Here is a 20,009-nt window from a genome sequence, read left to right on the forward strand (position 1 = left end):
TATAATTAGAAACTCATATTTACACCGAGTGTAAAAGTTCTTGAAGGAGGATATAAACCACGATCAATGCCTATATCAAGGTTTCTATTACTGTTAGAGTAACTCTGCAGACCTATTTCAGGGGTCATACCATCATAACCTGTTATGGTAAACACATTATTAACCTGACCGTAAAGTCTTAATTCCATGCCTTTCTGAGAAGGGAATGTATACCCCAGCTGCACATTATATAGCTTGAAATAGGTACCATCTTCAACATAAAAAGAAGAAACTCTAATGTTATTATTAGGATCATCTAATGAAACCCTTGGGATTTCTGAGCCCGGATTTTCTGGTGTCCAGGCACCTAACACCTCGTTATTTTTATTATACGCTGACTGATTAAAGAAATGTGTTTTGTATTTGGTAAGGTTATAAATATCATTACCAAAAGAGCCGTTAAAAAGTAAAGCAAGGTCAAATCCTTTATAGTAAAAATTCATATTCAACCCTAAAATCATATCTGGGTGAGGGGAACCTATAAACGTTCTATCATTAGCATTTAACTCACCATCTCCAGTTACATCCTTAAAAATCAAATCTCCAGGCTTAGCATCAGGCTGCAATCCGTAAGCTGCAATCTCTTCCTCTGACTTAAAGATTCCTATAGCCTCATACCCATAAAAGGAGCCTATGGGCTTACCAACCTGGGTTCTGGAAATATCCTGATCAAAGTTTACACTGTGTAGCGAAGAGGTAGGGATACCTAAATAAGCGACATCGTTTAATTCTGTCATCTCATTTTTATAGGCAGTGATATTAAGTCCCAAATTATAATCCAGCGCACTTACTTTTCCTTTATAACCTAAAGTGAGTTCTATTCCACTATTTTTCATTTGGCCACCATTAACCCAAGTACCATCATTGGTTCCCCCATAGGTAATCGGTATAGGTTTATAGATCAAAATATCGTCTGTAGTCTTCCTGAAATATTCTGCTGTCAACTCTAGTCTATCACCCAGTAAGCCTACATCTAAGCCTATACTTGACTGCGTAGTTACTTCCCATTTCAGATCAGCATTAGGCACCCGGCTAGGCACAATACCCGTGTAAGCCGCCTCTTGTGCTCCATCTATTGAATAATTAGCATAATATGGATTCAGGGTGTAGCTATCCAGGGTAGAATATACCGGAACCTGCTGATTACCTGCCTGCCCCCAGCTTCCTCTCAACTTCAGAAAACTTACCGGTTGCACATTAAAAAATGACTCTTCGCTAATAACCCAGCCTGCTGAAAAAGCAGGAAATGTACCCCAGTTATTATTACTCAATCTAGAAGTGCCGTCTCGTCTCATAGTAGCTGAGAAAAGGTATCTGTCTTTTAATGAGTAATTTACCTTACCAAAAAATGACAGCAGCGCCCAATCACTAGCTGAGCCTGTGTTCAGCTGATTTTCTGTTCCTGAAGATAGGTATCTGAAAGTCTCATCTTCATAGAAAAAGTTTTGACGAGAACCTGAAAAAGACTCTTCATAAAATTCTACAGACTCCTCGCCCAACAATAAATCGAACTTATGGTCTCCTATGGTCTTATTATAAGTTAATGTATTTGACCAGGTAAGCTGATAGTTAAATGAGTTACTGGTACTTAAGCTATTAACATTATTAGTAGCCAGAATTTCATCGAACTGAGGTGAGAAATTACGGTTATTATAATTATGATAATCAATACCTAAGTTACTTTTCACAGCAAAATCTCCCAAGTTCAGGCCTACATATACATTGCCTAATAACCTGATATTTCTCCTAACATTATCTTTACTCCTCTCCAAATCACCAAGAGGATTTGATATATCATTTATTGGATTACCAGCATACTTACCATTAACATCTTTAATAGGCACTATAGAAGGAAACTGCATGGCATTATACACTATGCTACCCAGAGAAGAGTTAGTACCTACGCTGGTAGTTCTGGAGTAAGTAGCTCCAAAATTCTGTCCTATTTCTAATAGGTCCTTAATTTTATAGCTAGAGTTAAACCTGGTGGTAAATCGGTCAAAACCAGTGTGTTTAATAATACCTTCCTGATTAAAATAGCCAATAGAAAATGCCTGTCGTGCCTTATCATTTCCTTTAGATACTGAGAGGTTATAAGACTGCACTACTGCAGGATCAAAAATGGCATCTACCCAGTCTACATCTCCACTAGGTATAGTCTCAGCATCATCAAGGTAATCAGGAATAACAGCTCCATTAGGATCATTTCCATAGATATCATGAGAAGGAACAGTACCGTCATTTTCAGCTGCCTGCCAGAGCATATCTCCATACTCCTGAGCAGAAAGCATTCTAGGTAGATTAAAAGCTTTCTGCACACCGGCATAAGCATTGAATGTGATTTTAGCTTCATCGCTAGAGCCTGTTTTGGTGGTAATAATTACTACACCATTAGCTGCTCTGGAGCCATAAATAGAGGCCGCTGCCGCATCTTTAAGCACCTGAATAGTAGCTATATCGCTCGGATTAATCGTATTCAGACCATTAGAAACGGGAACACCATCAATAATATAAAGAGGATCATTATTATTAACGGTACCATAACCACGAACCCTTACTGTAACATTTCCTCCTGGGGCATTATCTGTAAGCACCTGTACGCCGGCCATACGTCCATCCAGCATTTTCTCGACACTAGAGGGAGGCAGGCTTTTGATCTGATCAGGGTTCACCGTAGCCACTGCTCCGGTAAGATCTCTTTTGGTTTGCACATCATACCCCAAAACCACTAACTCGTCTAACTGAGTAACATCAGGCTGCAGAGCTACTTCAATATTAGTTTGGCTAGCCAGCGCAACCTCTTTACTAAGATATCCTACATAAGAAATAACCAAAATGGTAGCCTCTTCAGGCACATCCAGAGTAAAAACACCATTCATATCAGTAATAGCTCCAATTGAAGTATTGGCCACCACTACTGAGGCTCCTGGCAATGGCTCTCTTGATTCGCCATCACGAACTACCCCGGTAATAGTAAAGTCAGCTTGTTCCTCTACTGCTGCTACCTCAGCATCATGATCAGCAGGCTCATAAACATAAATATTATTGTTGATTCGTTTGAAATTAAGATGTGTTTGCAGGGCAATACTTTCTAACACCTCTTTCAAATTACCATTACTTACCACCAGAGTAAGTAAATCTGTTTTCTCTTTTACCTTAGAGTTATAGGCAAATTCAAAATCAGTTTCATTCTCAATAGTATTGAAAATTTCTGTCAATCGAACATTCTGAACTGTTATAGAAACAGGTACATTCTCCAGACTTTGACTCACCGTAGTGTTAGCAAAGACCAATTGCATTGCCAGCACTTCTACTAAAAAAACATATAATAAACGCTTAGACACACTAAGTAGCTTTTGTATGTAATATTTCATATTTTTGATTTGATTTTCTTTTTAAAATCTATTTAGCCTAAGATTTTAGGCTGGATATTCGCCTGGAGTTGTTGCCGCAATTCCAGGTTTTATCATTTCACTTATTACGCACCTGTGAGGTGACTATCTTACTAGTTATCATCTCTTTACATCATATCTCATTGCATTTTATGATTAAACATCAGGTTTATAATCAGTCCTCACAACCCATTCCTTCTACGGTTATTTTATTTCCATCATGAATTTTAAAATTGAAATGCACCAAAAGCTGAAGACCTTTTAATACAGTTTCTAATGATTCATTTTTATACCGGGCTCTCACCAGACACTTACTACTCAGGTCATTAGTCATGGCTATATGTACATTGTATTTTTTTTCAAGCACTTCTAGCACCTCACTAAAAGGTATCATGTCAAAGTATAACTCGTTGGTTTTCCAGGCCAGGTAATTATCAATATCCACTTCTTTTACTTCCATCAATTCATCTTCCAAGCGAAAATTGGCTTGTTGATTTGGCCTAAGGATAGCTTCCTGGGGCACATCAATATCAGTTGAGGCCACTTTAACTTTGCCTGTAGCCACCGTAACTTGCGTGTTCTGATTATCAAATGCCTTTATATTAAATGAAGTACCTAAAACTGTGGTAAGCACCCCTTGAGACTCCACTACAAATGGCCAGGCCGCATTCTTACTCACCTCAAAAAAGGCCTCCCCTTTCAGCTTAATCTGCCTTTTGGCTTTATCAAAGAATTCAGGATAGGTAATGGAACTGCCTGCATTCAGTGTTACCACAGAGCCATCCTTTAACCTCACTACTGATCGCTGTCCGTTCGGAGTGGCCTTGGTTATCCATTTTATATTATCGGCTGATGCTTCAGGCTTCTTATTGAGTTGATGAAAAAAGAAAGCGCTAATCAAAGACATCAAAATCAAAACAGAGGCTGCCACTCGTGAGACTTTATTAAAGTTCTTCCACCACACTTGCTTTCCATTAGGGGGAATTTATTTTTCTCTTTAAGCGCCTCAGCATATTTTGCGCCTCCTGATCACTCAGCTCATGTAAGGGCTGACTTTCCCATTCAGCTTTTAACAAGGCCTCCCACTCACTGTCAGAGCCATGCTTCTGGATCAAGAAGTACAACTCAGATAGCTCTTCTTGAGAACAGCCCGTATGCTTAAGCTTGTCTTTTAGATAATTCTTTCTTTCTAGGGTATTCACTCCTGCTTTTTTACACCTATTACTGATAAGTGTAGCGTTGGGGTGAACCTAAATTTTAATATAATTCTGAGTTAATTTTTGAATAACAATAAGGTAATAATAAGCATGGCATTGCTCTCTGGACTCAAGTGCTCTCGCAATGATTTTAGTGCTAGCCTGAGATGGGTTTTTACAGAATTAACAGAAATTCCCAGACTATCGGCTATTTCTGGATTAGACAGCTGGTCATACCGACTCAGCTCGTATACCTCCTTCTGCTTAGGAGGAAGCTGATTCACCACCTCCTGCTCTATCTTTTTTATCTCCTCATAACTAATTTGCTCAATAGCGCCAGCATAAGTAGAAGCCAGCCCCACCTCTTGCACAGTGATAGCTCCATGCCGGGCATAAGCAGTCATATGATCATTTACAAGGTTACGGGCAATGGCGTAGATATAGCCATTTAATGACTTAGAAGGCTCTAGCTTATCTTTGTTTTCCCACAGCCTTACCATAGTTTCTTGCACTACTTCTTTACTGGTATCCGCACATGCCAACAGGCGATAACTAAAATTGTATATTTTATCCTTATACAGATAAAACACCTCCTCAAAAATTCTAATATCACCTTTCTTAAGACCGGAAGCTAGCTTATCATCAGACATATAACATGGAAGAATTTGAATCAAAGGAGCGACAATTATGCAGTAAAACAGGCTTAACGGGAGTTAAATAATTGTTAAACTTCTATCCTACTACTCTGAAAACCAACCACAAACCTATGTTGACTTTTATAAACAAAAAATCCCCTTCGAACCTAGTTCTGAAGGGGACTTTTGTTGTCTATAGTTGGCTTTAATTGATACTAAGGTAATGCCTCCATTCAAATACCGAAAGCCAATATCTGTTTGTGCTATTTTTTAGGGTTGAATCACTGATTTTGGCGATGAGTTGTTTTGACATTTCAGCAATTAAGATATTTAGATCACAAAACTCCGTTCACTCAGACTGAGACAGACAGGATAACTATCTATTGAATTTAAAAGGCCGTTTTGAGTAATTCTGCCTGCTGAAGAAGTCAAACTTCTTGAAAGTGTTATAAACAAAAAATCCCCTTCGAACCTAGTTCTGAAGGGGACTTCTGTTGTCTATAGTTGGCTTTAATTGATACTAAGGTAATGCCTCCCTTCAAATACCGAAAGCCAATATCTGTTTGTGCTATTTTTTAAGGTTGAATGACTGATTATGGCGATGAGTTGTTTTGACATTTCAACAATTAAGATATTTAGAATGCAAAACTCCGTTCACTCAGACTGAGACAGACAGGATAATTATCTATTGAATTTAAAAGCCCGCTTTGAGTAATTCTGCCTGCTGAAGAAGAAGCCAAACTTTTTGAAAGTGTTATAAACAAAAAATCCCCTTCGAACCTAGTTCTGAAGGGGACTTTTGTTGTCTATAGTTGGCTTTAATTGATACTAAGGTAATGCCTCCCTTCAAATACCGAAAGCCAATATCTGTTTGTGCTATTTTTTAAGGTTGAATGACTGATTATGGCGATGAATTGTTTTCACAATTTAGCAATTGATACATTTAGATTGCAAAACTGCGTTCATCCAGACTGAGACAGACAGGATAACTATCTATTGAATTTAAAAGGTCGCTTTGAGTAATTCTGCCTACTGAAGAAGAAGCCAAACTTTTTGAAAGTGTTATAAACAAAAAATCCCCTTCGAACCTAGTTCTGAAGGGGACTTTTGTTGTCTATAGTTGGCTTTAATTGATACTAAGGTAATACCTCTCTTCAAATACCGAAAGCCAATATCTGTTTGTGTTATTTTTCAGGGTTAAATGACTGATTTTGACGATGAGTTGTTTTGACATCATATACTTTTGACCCAACATGGAGTAAACCTGTAACTTAAATTATGATGTAGAAAGGGACGTGATGTAGAAAGGGAAGATTTAATTAACTTTTTCATAATAAGCTCAGGAACCACACCTCATCAAAATGAATATAATCAAATTATTTATTTAAATATTTTAATTGCAAGCCTTAAAATACACTATATTGCCGTTTATAATTTCAATCTTACTCAGAGGATTAAACATATTATAAATATCTGAATCTACCTATGGCAAATAATACAGTAAAGCTACACCGTGTTTTCACTGCTCCAGTGGAAAAGGTTTTCAAAGCCTTCTCAGATCCTGATGCTATAGCATTTTGGTTTCCGCCTAATGGATTTTTATGCAAAGTCCATAGCATCGATTTCAAAATTGGAGGCACCTACGAAATGTCTTTTAAAAACTTCACAACCAACAGCTCTCACACCTTTGGTGGAACATACATCGATATCCAAACCAATAAGCTCATCAAAAATACCGATCAATTTGATGACCCTAATATGCCAGGAAAGATGATAACCACGGTAGAATTAGCTGAAATTTCTTGCGGCACAGAGCTTTTCATCACCCAAGAAGGCATTCCTGATTCAATACCTACTGAATTATGCTATCTCGGCTGGCAAGAATCATTGTATAAATTAAAAACTTTAGTAGAACCTAACATACCAGACTCTTAAATAATCAAAATATGGCAAAAATTAACCCTTATCTTATGTTTAACGGCAATGCTGAAGAAGCATTTAATTTTTACAAATCAGTATTTGGCGGTGAGTTTAGCTCAGTAGTTCGCTTCAGCGACTTACCTGGCAATCCAAACCAAAACCTTAACGAGAAAGATGCCCATAAAATCATGCATATAGCTTTACCTATTGGCGAAAACTATTTATTAATGGCCAGTGATGGACTTGACATCAATGGTAAACTCAATGAATACGAAAACAGAAGCAAGATATGTATCAACACGGAAAGCAAGGACGAAGCAGATCAATTATTTAACGGATTATCAGCTAACGGCCAAGTAGAAGTACCCATCTCAGATAGCCCCTGGAGCTCCTATTTTGGTATGTTCAGAGATAAATTTGGTATAGAATGGATGATCGACTGCACCTTGCAGCCACAACACTAATTGCTATCAAAACACCAAATCCCCAGAAACAAAAAATCCCCTTCGAACCTAGTTCTGAAGGGGACTTCTGTTGTCTATAGTTGGCTTTAATTGATACGAAGGTAATGCCTCTCTTCAAATACCGAAAGTCAATGTCTTTTTGTGCTATTTTTTAAGGTTGAATGACTGATTTTAGCGATAAGTTGTTTTGATATTTCAGCAATTGAGACATTTAGACTGTAAAACTGCGTTCACTCAAACTGAGACAGACAGGATAATTATCTATTTAATTTAAAAGGCTGTTTTGGTGGGTTTTCCCTGAAGATTGAAAAGTCAACTTCATGAAAGTGTTATAAACAAAAAATCCCCTTCGAACCTGGTTCTGAAGGGGACTTTTGTTGTCTATAGTTGGCTTTAATTGATACTAAGGTAATACCTCTCTTCAAATACCGAAAGTCAATATCTGTTTGTGCTATTTTTTAGGGTTGAATGACTGATTTTAACGATGGGTTGTTTTGACATTTCAGCAATTGAGACATTGAGGTTACACAACTGCGTTCAATCAGACTGAGACAGATAAGGAAACTATCTATTGAATTTAAAAGGCCGTTTTTTTTGGTTACTCTTGAAGATTAAGAAGCCAAACTTCTTGAAATTGTTATAAACAAAAAATCCCCTTCGAACCTGGTTCTGAAGGGGACTTTTGTTGTCTATAGTTGGCTTTAATTGATACTAAGGTAACACCTCCATTCAAATACCGAAAGCCATTATCTGTTTGTGCTATTTTTTAGAGTTGAATGACTTATTTTGGCGATGAGTTGTTTTGTCAATTTCTAAAATGAGTGATTTAAAGGAAAATCGTATTTATATCATTTCAATTTATTGGGAGCCACTCCCTCAAAAGTAATTTTTACAGGTTTAATATGCCCTTGCTCATCAAACTCGACTTTATCTATGCAAGTAACTCTATGGTTATGATGAGTTTCTGTAAGTGGTCTTCTATGATAAACGATGTACCATTCATCCTTGCCCGGCACTTTAATCATAGAATGATGCCCTGCGCCAGTAGCTACTTTCTGGTCTTGCTGTAACACTACCCCTATTCTTTCAAACGGACCAAAAGGAGAATCTGCGATAGCATAGGCCACCTTATAATTAGGACCTCCCCAGCCTCCTTCTGACCACATAAAATAATATTTACCTTCCCTCATAAACATAAAAGGCCCCTCTACGTACCCTTCTGGCGTAATTTCTTTGAAAGTGGTACCGTCATCATATTCAGTAAAACCGGTAAAGTCATCTTTTAGCTTTACTATGTTACAGTGTTTCCAACCTCCATAAATCATATAATACTGCCCGTCTATATCTTGAAACACAAACTGATCAATAGGTTGGGCGCCGTTGTAAAATTTATCTAAAAGCGGCTTTCCTAAATAGTCTTTAAAAGGTCCTTCCGGAGTATCTGCTACGGCTACGCCAATGCCTCCCTCCTGCTCATTATCCTGAATGTCATTAGCCGCGAAAAACAGGAAGTATTTATCATCCTTTTTAATAATAGCCGGAGCCCACATGGCAATATGAGCCCATTTTACCGCTGCTGTATCAATTACATGGGAATGCTTTTTCCACTTCACCAGATCTTTGGAAGAGAAAGCATCCATAAATACCTGCTTCTCATAAGCATCTGAATAGGTAGGGTAAATCCAGTATTCTTTGTCAAAAACTACTCCTTCAGGGTCCGCATACCAGCCTTCAAACAAGGGATTTCCTGAAGTCTTATGCTTTTGCGCCATTGAGGAGCCTGCCATCAATGACAATGCAAATATTAAGGCCTTTTTCATCATTTTTAATTTCGGTATTGATCAATAAAAAGCCCGAAGTATAATTAAATTCTTCGGGCTATATCATTTAAACAATTAGCATTACTGCCTATTTCTTATTCGGTTTGTTGCTCATATAAAAAGTAAGCGTACCGCCATTTTCAATATCTTCATGAGTGATAAAGGTCTGATCTATCACTTCGCCATTAAGCTCTACTTTTTTAACAAACACATTCTTTGGACTCTGCTTTTTGGCTTCAATTTTAAAAGTTTTTCCATTTTCCAAATGAATAGTAGCTGTATTCACTGCGGGACTCCCCAACATGTATTGGTTAGATCCGGGTGCTACAGGGTAAAAACCTAAAGAACTGAACAAGTACCAGGCACTCATCTGACCAAAGTCATCATTACCACCCAAGCCGTTTGCTCCTGTTTTGTACATTTCTTTAAGGATCATTCTTATCTTATCCTGTGCTTTCCAGGGCTGGGCAGTCCAGTCATAAAGGTACACTACATGATGTGATGGCTCGTTTCCATGCACATAATTACCTATAATGCCATCTCTGGAAATATCTTCTGTATGTTCAAAATACTTATCTGGTAATTCCATTGAGAATAATGAATCTAAATGCGGGATAAATTGCTGATCCCCTCCCATCATGTCAATCATAGCTTTGGGATCATGTGGAACATAAAGGCTGTAATTCCATGAGTTTCCTTCTATAAAACCTTGTCCGTGAGTATTTAATGGATCAAAATCCTTTTTCCATTCACCATTGGCCAGCTTAGGTCTCATAAAGCCTGAATTAACATCATACACATTTTTATAGCTTTCTGACCGCTTCATAAACTCCTTATAAACATCTTCCTTGCCTAGTTTTTTTGCCATTTGAGCTATGCACCAGTCATCATACGCATACTCTAAGGTTTTAGATACAGAAGCACCGCTTTTATCTTCAGGCACATAACCTCTATCTATGTATTCACCTATGCCATCAAAATAACGGGTGTTGGCCGTGTTTATACAAGCTTCAAGAGCATGTTCTACATCAAAATCAGCATTCTCTTTAATTACTGCATCAGCAATTACAGGCACACTATGATATCCGATCATACACCAGTTTTCATTAGCATAGTGAGACCAGATGGGCAGCATTTTATGCACACTCTGATCATAATGGGCCAGCATGGATTGAATCATATTCTGATTTCTGGTTGGCTGCAAAACGTTAAACAATGGATGTAGGGCTCTGTATGTATCCCAAAGTGAAAAGCTGGTGTAATTAGTGAAATCGTCAGCTTTATGCACGTTTTGATCCAGCCCTTTATACTGGCCATTTACATCCTGATAAACAGTGGGGCCTAAAAAGGCATGATACATAGCTGTATAAAAGTTAGTCATGTCCGCTTTGGTGCCGGCATCAGCAGTAACTTTGCCCAGTTCTTTATTCCAGGCGGCTTGTGTCTGTGCTTTTACCGCATCAAAATCCCAGCCTAGCACCTCTGCATTCATATTTTCTATGGCATTAGCAGTGCTTACCGGAGACAAAGCAAACTTTATCTTGATCTTCTCCCCTGGCTTAGTATCGAAATCAAAATGAGCTCTTATTTTTTCATTAGCAGCTTCGGGAAAGTTGTTTTGCTGATCAAACCTACCCCAGAAGCCATGATATGGATGCTTTTCGTACATTTTAAACCCGTACGACTTGATAGGCTTGCTAAATGACATAGCAAAATACTCAGTGCGTGTTCTGGCCCAGCCATTGGTTGATTTATAGCCGGTGATTAAAGTATCATTTTCATAGCGGATAAAGGCCCAGGTAGTTTTTTCATCATAGTTATAAATGCCATACATCATATCCAGAATGATATGAGCCTCCTCTGATTCAGAAAAAGTATACTGATGCATACCCACGCGTGTGGTAGCGGTGAGCTCAGCTGTAATGTTATGATCATCGAGCTTCACTTTATAATAACCCGCTTCAGCAGTTTCATTATCATGACTAAAAGCAGACCTATATCCCGTTTCTGGGTTTTCAGCTGTGCCTGGGTTCAGCTGTAGATCACCTGTGGTAGGCATTATAAGAAAGTCACCCAAATCAGAATGACCTGTACCGCTGAAATGAGTATGACTAAAGCCCACAATGGTTTTGTCTTCATACTGATAACCAGCGCAGTATTTATAAACATCTCCCGTGTATTTGCCATCTACGGCATAAGGAATGGTATCAGTATCAGGGCTAAGCTGTACCATACCAAATGGAGCTGTGGCCCCAGGGTAGGTATGGCCCATTCGTGCCGTACCAATCATCGGGTCCACATATTGTACCCAGTTTTCATTCTCTTCCTGAGCATGAACCACTATTGTAGAGATGCTCAAACAAAGCCCTATTAACCAGCTTTTTTTCATCATATATCTTGTACTCTTTTATTTTAATCAGCGTAATTATAAAAATACGAAGCAGAAGCAATCAACCTAAGATTACTTCACACTTCGTAATTACCAAAACGCAAAAAGGAATTATTTTTCGGTGGATAATGAATAAGGGAAATCCTCTTCTTTCACCCCTCTGCTCTTCTCTGGTTGATCTCCCATAGTAAAGTCTAAAGTGGCCCCTTTCATTATCTCATTATGATCAAGATAGTTTTTAGTACTTACCTGACCGTTTATTTTAAGCTCTTGCACATATCTGTTTTCATCGCTGTTTTGTGGTGCATTAATCACCAGTTCTTTACCATTTTCCAGGCTCAAAGTCACCTTTTTAAACAGCGGTGCTCCCAGAACATACTCATTTACCGCTGGGCAAACAGGATAGAATCCCATGGCAGAAAACACATACCAGGCAGATGTTTGTCCATTATCCTCATCACCACAGTAACCATCTGGTGTAGGCATATACATTCTGTTCATTGTTTCTCTGGCCCAGTACTGCGCTTTCCAGGGTGCTCCTGCATAGTTATACAGGTAAATCATATGTTGTATGGGTTGGTTTCCATGTGCGTATTGCCCCATATTGGCAATTTGCATTTCCCTGATTTCATGGATAACGCCACCATAATAACTGTCATCAAAAACAGGAGGCAGATCAAAAACAGAATCTAGTTTAGCTACAAAATTCTGCTTACCGCCCATCAGGTCAATAAGGCCTTGGGGATCATGAAAAACTGACCAGCTATAATGCCAGCTGTTACCTTCAGTAAAAGCATCTCCCCATTTAAATGGATTAAAAGGCGATTGGAAAGAACCATCCTTATTTTTCCCTCTCATGAGACCTGATGAAGCATCAAAAAGGTTTTTATAATTCATCGCTCTCTTCTTATAGAGCTTTATTTCCTTTTTAGATTTACCTAGTGCCTTAGCAAGCTGATAAATAGCGAAATCATCATAAGCATATTCTAATGTACGGGCAGCACTTTCATTAATACCAATATCATAAGGCACATAGCCCAGATCTTTATATTGCTCCGCTCCTGCTCTACCTACTGCTGTGATAGGGCCTGCATTATTAGCCCCATGAATCAGTGCCTCATATAATGTTTCTACATCATAGCCTCTTAAGCCTTTGATATACGCATCAGACACCACTGAGGCGGAGTTATTACCTACCATAATGTTAGCATAACCCGGACTAGACCATTCTGGAAGCCAGCCGCCTTCTTTAAAGTCATTAGCTAAGCCCGCTTGCATTTCTTTATTTATAGAAGGGTATGCCAGATTTAAGAATGGATAAAGTGCTCTGAAAGTATCCCAAAAGCCCGTTCCGGCAAACATGTAGCCTGGTAAAATTTCACCCGTATAAGGACTCCAATGTACTATTTCCTCCTTTTCATTGATCTCATATAATTTATTAGGGAAAAACAGCGTTCTATATAAGCAAGAGTAAAATGTTCTCACCTGATCTATGGTTCCGCCTTCTGCTTTAATTCTCCCTAATTTATCATTCCATAAATCTCTTGCCTTCTTCTTAGTAGTTTCAAAGTCATCATTCGCCAGCTCTCTACTTAAATTCAGTTCCGCTTGCTCCAAGCTTATAAATGAAGAAGCCACTTGCACGTTAATTTTCTCTTCCTTTGAGGTTTTGAACCCTACCAAAGCACCCGCATGATCCGCTTCCATTTCTGCTTTTCCTTCAGCCAGCTTATCTCCTTCCCAGGTATTCACATCATAAAAAGCCTTATGAAACTTAATAACGAAGTAATTTTTAAAATTAGTCAGCTTACCGCGAGCGTACTTAGTAGTGTAACCCACAATTTTATTCTCCTCAGGAATCACCTTCACATAAGAACCCTTATCAAAAGGATCAATTACTATGTAAGCACTGTCAGATTCAGGAAAAGTGATTTGAAACTGAGCAGCCCTTTCAGTAGGTGTGAGCTCTACGGTCACATCATAATCGGCCAGATATACGCTGTAATAATACGGCTTGGCTACTTCTGCTTTATGAGAAAACCAGCTCGCTCTTTCATCCTGATTAAACTTCTTACCAATTACCGGCATGATAGAAAATTGCCCGTAGTCATTCATCCAGGGTGATGGCTGGTGCGTTTGTTTAAAACCTCTGATCTTATGGCTATTATAAGTATAAGCCCATCCGTGGCCCATTGGTCCGGTTTGCGGAGTCCAGAAGTTCATCCCCCAGGGCACTGCCACCGCCGGATAGGTATTTCCATTAGAAAGGCCAGGATCTGAGTCTGTGCCCATGAGCGGATTAACATAGTCAACCGGGTTAGTAACCTGATCCACTATTTGTGCATACCCTGAAAGGCTATACAGAAAAACAGAACAAATGATGTAAACAATCTTCATTTTATAATAATTATTCAAATGATTAGCGAGTTGAAAGGAACTATTAATGTTAAAAATAACGTAGTAAATCGATTTACCTAAATAGATTATTTGTACTTACTGTATACCTTTATCTGAGGTAAAATTAAAGGACTACCGGTAAAGGGCTTCCAAAAGAATTCCCAATCTTATTTCCCCTCAAGGCTTGTTAGCCAGGGATCTGTAAATGTCTTGTTTTTCCTCTCATCACTAGCCTCAATTTGCAGCGTGCCCCCTTTCATGATTTCTTCATGGGTGAGCCAATTTCTTTTGAGCGGCTTGCCGTTGAGGGTTAAAGATTTGATATAGATATTTTCTTCACCGAAATTCTTCACTTCAATCGTAAATGATCTTCTGGCATTTTTATTTAAGACCACTTTTTCGAACAATGGCACATGCACATAAAAGATAGGCCAACCTACGCAAGCCGGGGTAATGCCTGCTCCTGCCAATACGAACCAGCCCGACAGCGCTCCCGCATCGTCATCCATAGTGGGGAGAAAGGCCTTGGGTTTATTGGTATATATTTCACCCACAAAAGGATCAATACCTTTGCTATTGTTATTGAAGTAAAACTGATTAACGGTATCTACCGCTATCTTATGAATAAGCTCCTGGCTCTTCCAGGGCTGTGAGGTACCATGATACATCCAGGGCACTTGTATATCAGGCTCATTAGCATGGTTATAATAATCGCCTTCAAAAAACTCATCGAGCTGAGCCAGGTAGGCATCTTCTCCTCCACAAAGTGCCATCAGCCCCTGCACATCATAAGGCACCAGCCAGCGATATTGCCAAACCGTACCCTGATACATTTTTCGGGCTCCCATACGGTCAATATCATTTTTGGTGAGGTCTTCAAAATCCTTTTTCCAATAGTCTTTATACTTTAAGGCTTTGGCTTCATATTTTTTAGCCTGCTCTTCATTTTTAAGTATCTCAAAGATTTCCGACAGCGCCCAATCATCGTAAGCGCCTTCTAAGGCTTTATCTGGTGTAGAATAATCAAAACGGTTATTTTCGCTGATGAGTGAATCGGCAATAGCATCAAAATCAATTTTATAGCCTTTTCTGTAAGCATCTAAAAGCACTACCACGGCATGTTCGGTGCGCACGGTTTGGGAAGGTTCATGGTCTGTAGAAAAGTCCTTTTTTCCATGCTTATACATTTCCTGAACAGACCACATCATGTCTCCATACTGATCAGCATAAGCCAGTGAAAGCAGGGGCAGCTGGGTTTTATAATTATCCCAAATGGCCCAACCGTTATAAAAAGTATTTTTTGATTTTTGCAATGAACCGTCAATAGCCGTATAGCTATGATCTGACTCGGATATTACAAAAGGAGATTGTAAAGCCCTGTATAACAGAGAGTAAAAAAGATCTTCTCTTTCTTTACTTCCCCTTACTTCTATCTGACCAAGTTGTTCATTCCAGGCTTCAGTAGTAGCAGCCTTCAGCTGATCAAATGTTTTGGTGTTAATGCTCTTTTGTGCATGCTCTACATCTACAGAAGAAAAGGCGATTCTCATTTCCAGTTCCTTTACCTCTGGATCCAACTTTGCCAGCAACTGGTGGTTAGCCACTTTTTGGAACTCTACTGCTTTATTAAAATATATGGAGTAATAAATCTTATAAAAACCTCTGCTGCATGTGGTTCCCGACACTATATAGCCATGAAGTGTGTTTCCTACTATTTTGTGCTGTTCCTCTTTAAATCTGCCTACAAACGCATGTCCAAGATCTATAAATACACCATTATTACTATTGGTGAAAGTATAATGGTGTAGCCCTTGCTTTTCATTTACTGTGAACTCTGCCTGTATTCCATTTTTGAACCTTACACCATAATACCCTGCACTCCCGTCCTGACTTTTCTTTATAAGCTTCTCTTTATAATTTCCACTAGTAAACGGCTTCACCAGAATATTACCTCCATCTCCCCGGCAGCCAACACCTTCCATTCGGTTATGGGTAAAGCCAAGATATTCTTTAGCATAATATTCATAACCAGGGTGCGTAGCCGGGTAAGTCTGTGGCCCAATGCTGAGCATGCTAAACGGGTAGCTGGCTGCAGGTGACATCTGCCCATGATCTCCGGAAGTACCTAAAAAAACATTTACCTGATCAGACTGAGCAAAAGTGACTTGATAGATAAAACTAAATATGATTAAGGATAAGGCTTTTATAGATTGATTAACCGAAGGCATATGGACTTAAAATTTAAATGAGGCAGCAAAATTTCTTTTACTGCCCTTTAATAAATAGTAAATGAGGTTAAGTTTTTGTTATGAAAGCAACTCAGGGCTCTCTTCAAAAGTCTTATATAAAAACTCTCCAAAAAGGGTATTAGCCCAGGCAAACCATGACCTTGTGAAGTTTTTAGGGTCATTTTTGTGGAAAGTTTCATGCATAAAACCGGTGTCTCCATGCGTTTCCTGCAAGGTTTTAATGCACCATTTTATCTCCTCCTTATCCGTACTGGTAAGGCCTTTCATAATAATGCTCATAGGCCAGATCATATCTCTATCAACATGCGGACCTCCTATTCCTTCTGCTGCTGTGCCTTTAAAAAAGAAAGGATTATCTTCTGACCAAGCATACTTTCTGGTGTTTTGATAGATGGGATCATTAATATCTACCGCATCCAGGTAAGGCAAAGAGAGCAAGCTCGGGATATTGGCGTCATCCATAAGATTATAGCTACCAAAGCCATCTACTTCAAAAGCATAGATTTTACCATATTTAGGATGATCAATAATAGCATATTTTTTAAGGGCCGCCTCTACCTCATCTGCTAAGGCATTAAGCTCTGAAGCTGTAGTGTTATCATTAAACAGGGCTGTAAACATTTCTGCCGCCTGCCTTAAGCTCACTACTGCAAAAAAGTTAGAAGGAACCAGATAAGCATATACCGTAGCATCATCACTAGGTCTGAACATAGAGCAAATAAGCCCCACAGGCTTAACAGGGTAACCATAACCTTTCATAGGCAATGTATCAGTGCCCTTATGCGTGGTTCGCTGAAATGAATAAGGCCCCAGGTCCTCTTTTCTTTGCTGCTCCTTAAAGGTTTTTAAAATCAATTTAACAGCCTTTTTCCAGTTTTCATCAAACGGACTGGCATCTCCTGATGACTTCCAATAATTATATGCTAAGCGGATAGGATAACATAGTGAATCTATTTCATACTTTCTTTCATGCACGCCCGGTTGCATGTCTGTATGATCACTAAACCACTCTCCTTTTTTGTTAGGATCATCATAAAAAGCATTAGCATAAGGATCTTTGAGAATATAACTGGTCTGCCTGTTAATAACCCCTGCTATAAGATGCTGAAGGTCTTTATCCTGATCTATAAACTTCATATAAGGCCATACCTGAGCCACACTGTCACGCAGCCACATAGCATCTATATCGCCCGTGATCACATAAGTATCTGGTCGGCCATTTTTGGTTGAATAAGTAACGGTGGTATCTAATGTATTAGGAAAGCAATTGTTAAAAAGCCAGGCCAGCTCATCATTATTCACTCCCTTTTTGAATTTTTTTATGGCCTTTTCAATGGCCTTACTTTTAAAGTTTCGCTTGTCTTCGGCTACACGCACTACCGGAAAATCAGCCGCTGCGTATAACGAGAATGGATTAACAAGGGCTGCCGCAGCACCTACAGCTGCCGAACTTTGTATAAAATTTCTTCTATTCATGAGATATATGGTAAGTATTAGTAGTCACTCTAATTTATTAAAAATAATAAAACCTGATAAGAGCCTAATTATTTCAATATTAAAGAAATATTGAAATTAAGCTAAATCGATTTATCTAAAAAACAGAATATTTATTTTATTACCAAAAATTGGAGAAGTTATCGTTAACAAAGGAATGACTTCTTTCCTCCTCTGGTGATTATGACGAAGGCCTTAGTTTATGGTAAGACCTAAAACGACTGACAGCAGAAGTAAGTTAGAGATTGCTTTATTACGCTTCGTTTCGTTCGCAATTACCAGTTGGGTGAGAGGTATGTGTTATTACCCTTATTCTGACTCATTCTGGCTTAAGTGTCCGCTTGTGTCCTATTCAATGAAACAAAGATCCAGTAAACCTTTACTTCCATAATAATCTATAGCACTACTATATTTCCAATCATGAGGTTCATTTACAAATCCAGCTACAACCGGATTCATATGCAGATAGTCTAATCTTTAATCCATCATTTTATTATTGCTCAATTCAATTGGTTGATTATGCTGTTGCCAAAGCTGCCACAAGTTGTTATTTCCATTCTTCTCACCAGCTCGTTTCATCATCCATAAAATCCATTCTTTTCGACTTTCTGTTGGATGCTTTTCTATTTCTGATCTCAGTTTTCTGGAGGTGTAACTTTTGAAATCCCTTAGAATATCTTCCATAGGTTGATCGCTAGTTCCAATAATTAAATGTACATGGCTAGTCATTATACACCATGCAAATATTTTCAACCCCTTTGCAGTCTGGCAAAACCGAAGACTTTCTAACAAAACCTCATTGTATTCAGGCCTTACAAAAAGATCTATCCAATAAACAGTAGCAAAACTTACGAAGTATAACCTTTCCTGATCTCTGAATTTGTATTTCCTGCTCATTTAGCATAAGATAGCAGTATATTCAATTGAGTACAAGTTCAATTTGTAATTTGGCGGCACAAGCGGACGCTTGCGTCAGGTTTTTATAGTCTTGGATTCGTTTAGAACAACGTTCATCGACTAATTTTCCTTTTGGCAATAATAAGGAGCATAATTATTTAACCTACTTTCTCTCCTAACTTACTTGCTTTCGTAAACCATACAAAATCTACTATTGCAAGAAACATTATAGCTGGTGACAACACCATAAAATCATAAGGACCTAAATGAAGAAAATTTAATATCCCCTCAACAAAAGTTGCTAAAACCCAAAACAATTTAAGATAGTCAGACCTTTTTCTGAAAGGTTTATTAATAAAGCTACATATGTATATAACCACAAATCCAAGATAGCTACATGCAGCCAGAGAAGTGGCATATGGTAGATGCAAAACTCTTACCAATGCCCCTAATAATAATATTCCTATAGAGACCTTTACATAACGAAAATATTTGGATTTAATAAGTGTTCCGTTCATTAACAGAATCAAAAATCCTATAGTTTCAAATACCATTAAGTCTAAAAATGTCAGTTTTTGCCAGTGAATATTATTTTGCATCACGGCAATTAGCTGACCACACAGTGACAAGAGTAGCCCTACGCCTATTACTGTTATAAATGGTTTGTTATGCAACATATTTGATTGTTTTATCAAACAGTAGGTATTAGGCACAATTCTAATAGAATAAAATTAATAAGTATACTATTTCGCTATTTATCTGCTTTCAAGACCCGACGTGACCGTAGTTACTCATTCTGGCGCAAGCGTCCGCTTGTGACCTAATCTTTAAAGGATGACCAAACCGAATACTTTCTAACAAAACCTCATTGTATTCAGGTCTTAAAAATGATCTATCCAATAAACAGTAGCAAAAGTTACGAAGTATAACCCCAGATCTCTAGATTTGTATTTCCTGCTCATTTAGCATAAGATAGCAGTATATTCAATTGAGTACAAGTTGATTGTGCAATTTGGCGGCACAAGCGGACGCTTGCGCCAGGTTTTTGTAAACCTAGATGGGATTCTGTTTGTAAAGGACTTTCTGGTTGTCTGGATAGCCATTATTTATATCTAGC

The 20,009-nt window shown here is 38.4% G+C and carries 13 protein-coding genes; 2 read left to right on the top strand and 11 right to left on the bottom strand.

The window, feature by feature from the left end:
* Positions 1-5 precede the first annotated feature (5 nt).
* The 4 genes from LVD15_RS24490 to LVD15_RS24505 form a co-directional block, all read right to left on the bottom strand.
* The gene (locus LVD15_RS24490) at positions 6-3,413 is read right to left on the bottom strand and encodes a SusC/RagA family TonB-linked outer membrane protein (RefSeq protein ID WP_233777820.1); all 3,408 of its coding nucleotides are present in this window, start codon (positions 3,411-3,413) and stop codon (positions 6-8) included.
* Positions 3,414-3,606: 193 nt separating this feature from the next.
* Positions 3,607-4,362 (bottom strand): FecR family protein, encoded by a 756-nt coding sequence (locus LVD15_RS24495; protein WP_233777821.1) that lies wholly within the window; start codon positions 4,360-4,362, stop codon positions 3,607-3,609.
* 43 nt (positions 4,363-4,405) lie between these two features.
* Positions 4,406-4,633, bottom strand: coding sequence for a hypothetical protein (locus LVD15_RS24500; protein WP_233777822.1), 228 nt, complete (start codon positions 4,631-4,633; stop codon positions 4,406-4,408).
* A 71-nt stretch (positions 4,634-4,704) separates the two neighbouring features.
* Positions 4,705-5,277, bottom strand: coding sequence for an RNA polymerase sigma factor (locus LVD15_RS24505; RefSeq protein WP_233777823.1), 573 nt, complete (start codon positions 5,275-5,277; stop codon positions 4,705-4,707).
* Between the two features lie 1,470 nt (positions 5,278-6,747).
* Between LVD15_RS24505 and LVD15_RS24510 the strand changes: the two genes are divergently transcribed.
* Together LVD15_RS24510 and LVD15_RS24515 are read left to right on the top strand one after the other, a co-directional pair.
* Positions 6,748-7,197: an SRPBCC family protein gene (locus LVD15_RS24510; RefSeq protein WP_233777824.1), complete on the top strand. Its 450-nt coding sequence runs from the start codon at positions 6,748-6,750 to the stop codon at positions 7,195-7,197.
* Positions 7,198-7,208: 11 nt separating this feature from the next.
* The gene (locus LVD15_RS24515; RefSeq protein ID WP_233777825.1) at positions 7,209-7,646 is read left to right on the top strand and encodes a VOC family protein; all 438 of its coding nucleotides are present in this window, start codon (positions 7,209-7,211) and stop codon (positions 7,644-7,646) included.
* A gap of 848 nt (positions 7,647-8,494) precedes the next feature.
* Here the strand turns inward: LVD15_RS24515 and LVD15_RS24520 are convergent.
* From LVD15_RS24520 to LVD15_RS24550, 7 genes are all read right to left on the bottom strand, one after another.
* Positions 8,495-9,466 carry a glycoside hydrolase family 43 protein gene (locus LVD15_RS24520; protein WP_370687436.1) on the bottom strand — a complete coding sequence of 324 codons (972 nt, stop codon included), beginning with the start codon at positions 9,464-9,466 and terminating at the stop codon, positions 8,495-8,497.
* Between the two features lie 88 nt (positions 9,467-9,554).
* Positions 9,555-11,855: a GH92 family glycosyl hydrolase gene (locus tag LVD15_RS24525; protein ID WP_233781006.1), complete on the bottom strand. Its 2,301-nt coding sequence runs from the start codon at positions 11,853-11,855 to the stop codon at positions 9,555-9,557.
* Between the two features lie 111 nt (positions 11,856-11,966).
* On the bottom strand, positions 11,967-14,252 hold the full coding sequence (locus LVD15_RS24530) for a GH92 family glycosyl hydrolase (protein WP_233777827.1): 2,286 nt from the start codon (positions 14,250-14,252) through the stop codon (positions 11,967-11,969).
* 167 nt (positions 14,253-14,419) lie between these two features.
* Complete coding sequence (locus LVD15_RS24535) at positions 14,420-16,480, bottom strand: glycoside hydrolase domain-containing protein (RefSeq protein ID WP_233777828.1); 2,061 nt, start codon at positions 16,478-16,480, stop codon at positions 14,420-14,422.
* Between the two features lie 78 nt (positions 16,481-16,558).
* Complete coding sequence (locus LVD15_RS24540; protein WP_233777829.1) at positions 16,559-17,977, bottom strand: glycoside hydrolase family 125 protein; 1,419 nt, start codon at positions 17,975-17,977, stop codon at positions 16,559-16,561.
* A 495-nt stretch (positions 17,978-18,472) separates the two neighbouring features.
* On the bottom strand, positions 18,473-18,892 hold the full coding sequence (locus LVD15_RS24545; protein ID WP_233777830.1) for a transposase: 420 nt from the start codon (positions 18,890-18,892) through the stop codon (positions 18,473-18,475).
* A gap of 158 nt (positions 18,893-19,050) precedes the next feature.
* On the bottom strand, positions 19,051-19,569 hold the full coding sequence (locus LVD15_RS24550; RefSeq protein ID WP_233777831.1) for a hypothetical protein: 519 nt from the start codon (positions 19,567-19,569) through the stop codon (positions 19,051-19,053).
* Between the last annotated feature and the right edge of the window lie 440 nt (positions 19,570-20,009).

Source organism: Fulvivirga maritima, from assembly GCF_021389955.1.
Classification (GTDB): domain Bacteria; phylum Bacteroidota; class Bacteroidia; order Cytophagales; family Cyclobacteriaceae; genus Fulvivirga; species Fulvivirga maritima.

Excerpts from the sequence above, each read along its gene's own strand:
- LVD15_RS24540 (WP_233777829.1), bottom strand. The coding sequence starts at position 17,977 with ATGAATAGAAGAAATTTTATACAAAGTTCGGCAGCTGTAGGTGCTGCG.
- LVD15_RS24515 (WP_233777825.1), top strand. The coding sequence starts at position 7,209 with ATGGCAAAAATTAACCCTTATCTTATGTTTAACGGCAATGCTGAAGAA.
- LVD15_RS24545 (WP_233777830.1), bottom strand. The coding sequence starts at position 18,892 with ATGAGCAGGAAATACAAATTCAGAGATCAGGAAAGGTTATACTTCGTA.
- LVD15_RS24520 (WP_370687436.1), bottom strand. The coding sequence starts at position 9,466 with ATGAAAAAGGCCTTAATATTTGCATTGTCATTGATGGCAGGCTCCTCA.
- LVD15_RS24505 (WP_233777823.1), bottom strand. The coding sequence starts at position 5,277 with ATGTCTGATGATAAGCTAGCTTCCGGTCTTAAGAAAGGTGATATTAGA.
- LVD15_RS24530 (WP_233777827.1), bottom strand. The coding sequence starts at position 14,252 with ATGAAGATTGTTTACATCATTTGTTCTGTTTTTCTGTATAGCCTTTCA.
- LVD15_RS24525 (WP_233781006.1), bottom strand. The coding sequence starts at position 11,855 with ATGAAAAAAAGCTGGTTAATAGGGCTTTGTTTGAGCATCTCTACAATA.
- LVD15_RS24490 (WP_233777820.1), bottom strand. The coding sequence starts at position 3,413 with ATGAAATATTACATACAAAAGCTACTTAGTGTGTCTAAGCGTTTATTA.
- LVD15_RS24510 (WP_233777824.1), top strand. The coding sequence starts at position 6,748 with ATGGCAAATAATACAGTAAAGCTACACCGTGTTTTCACTGCTCCAGTG.
- LVD15_RS24550 (WP_233777831.1), bottom strand. The coding sequence starts at position 19,569 with ATGTTGCATAACAAACCATTTATAACAGTAATAGGCGTAGGGCTACTC.
- LVD15_RS24535 (WP_233777828.1), bottom strand. The coding sequence starts at position 16,480 with ATGCCTTCGGTTAATCAATCTATAAAAGCCTTATCCTTAATCATATTT.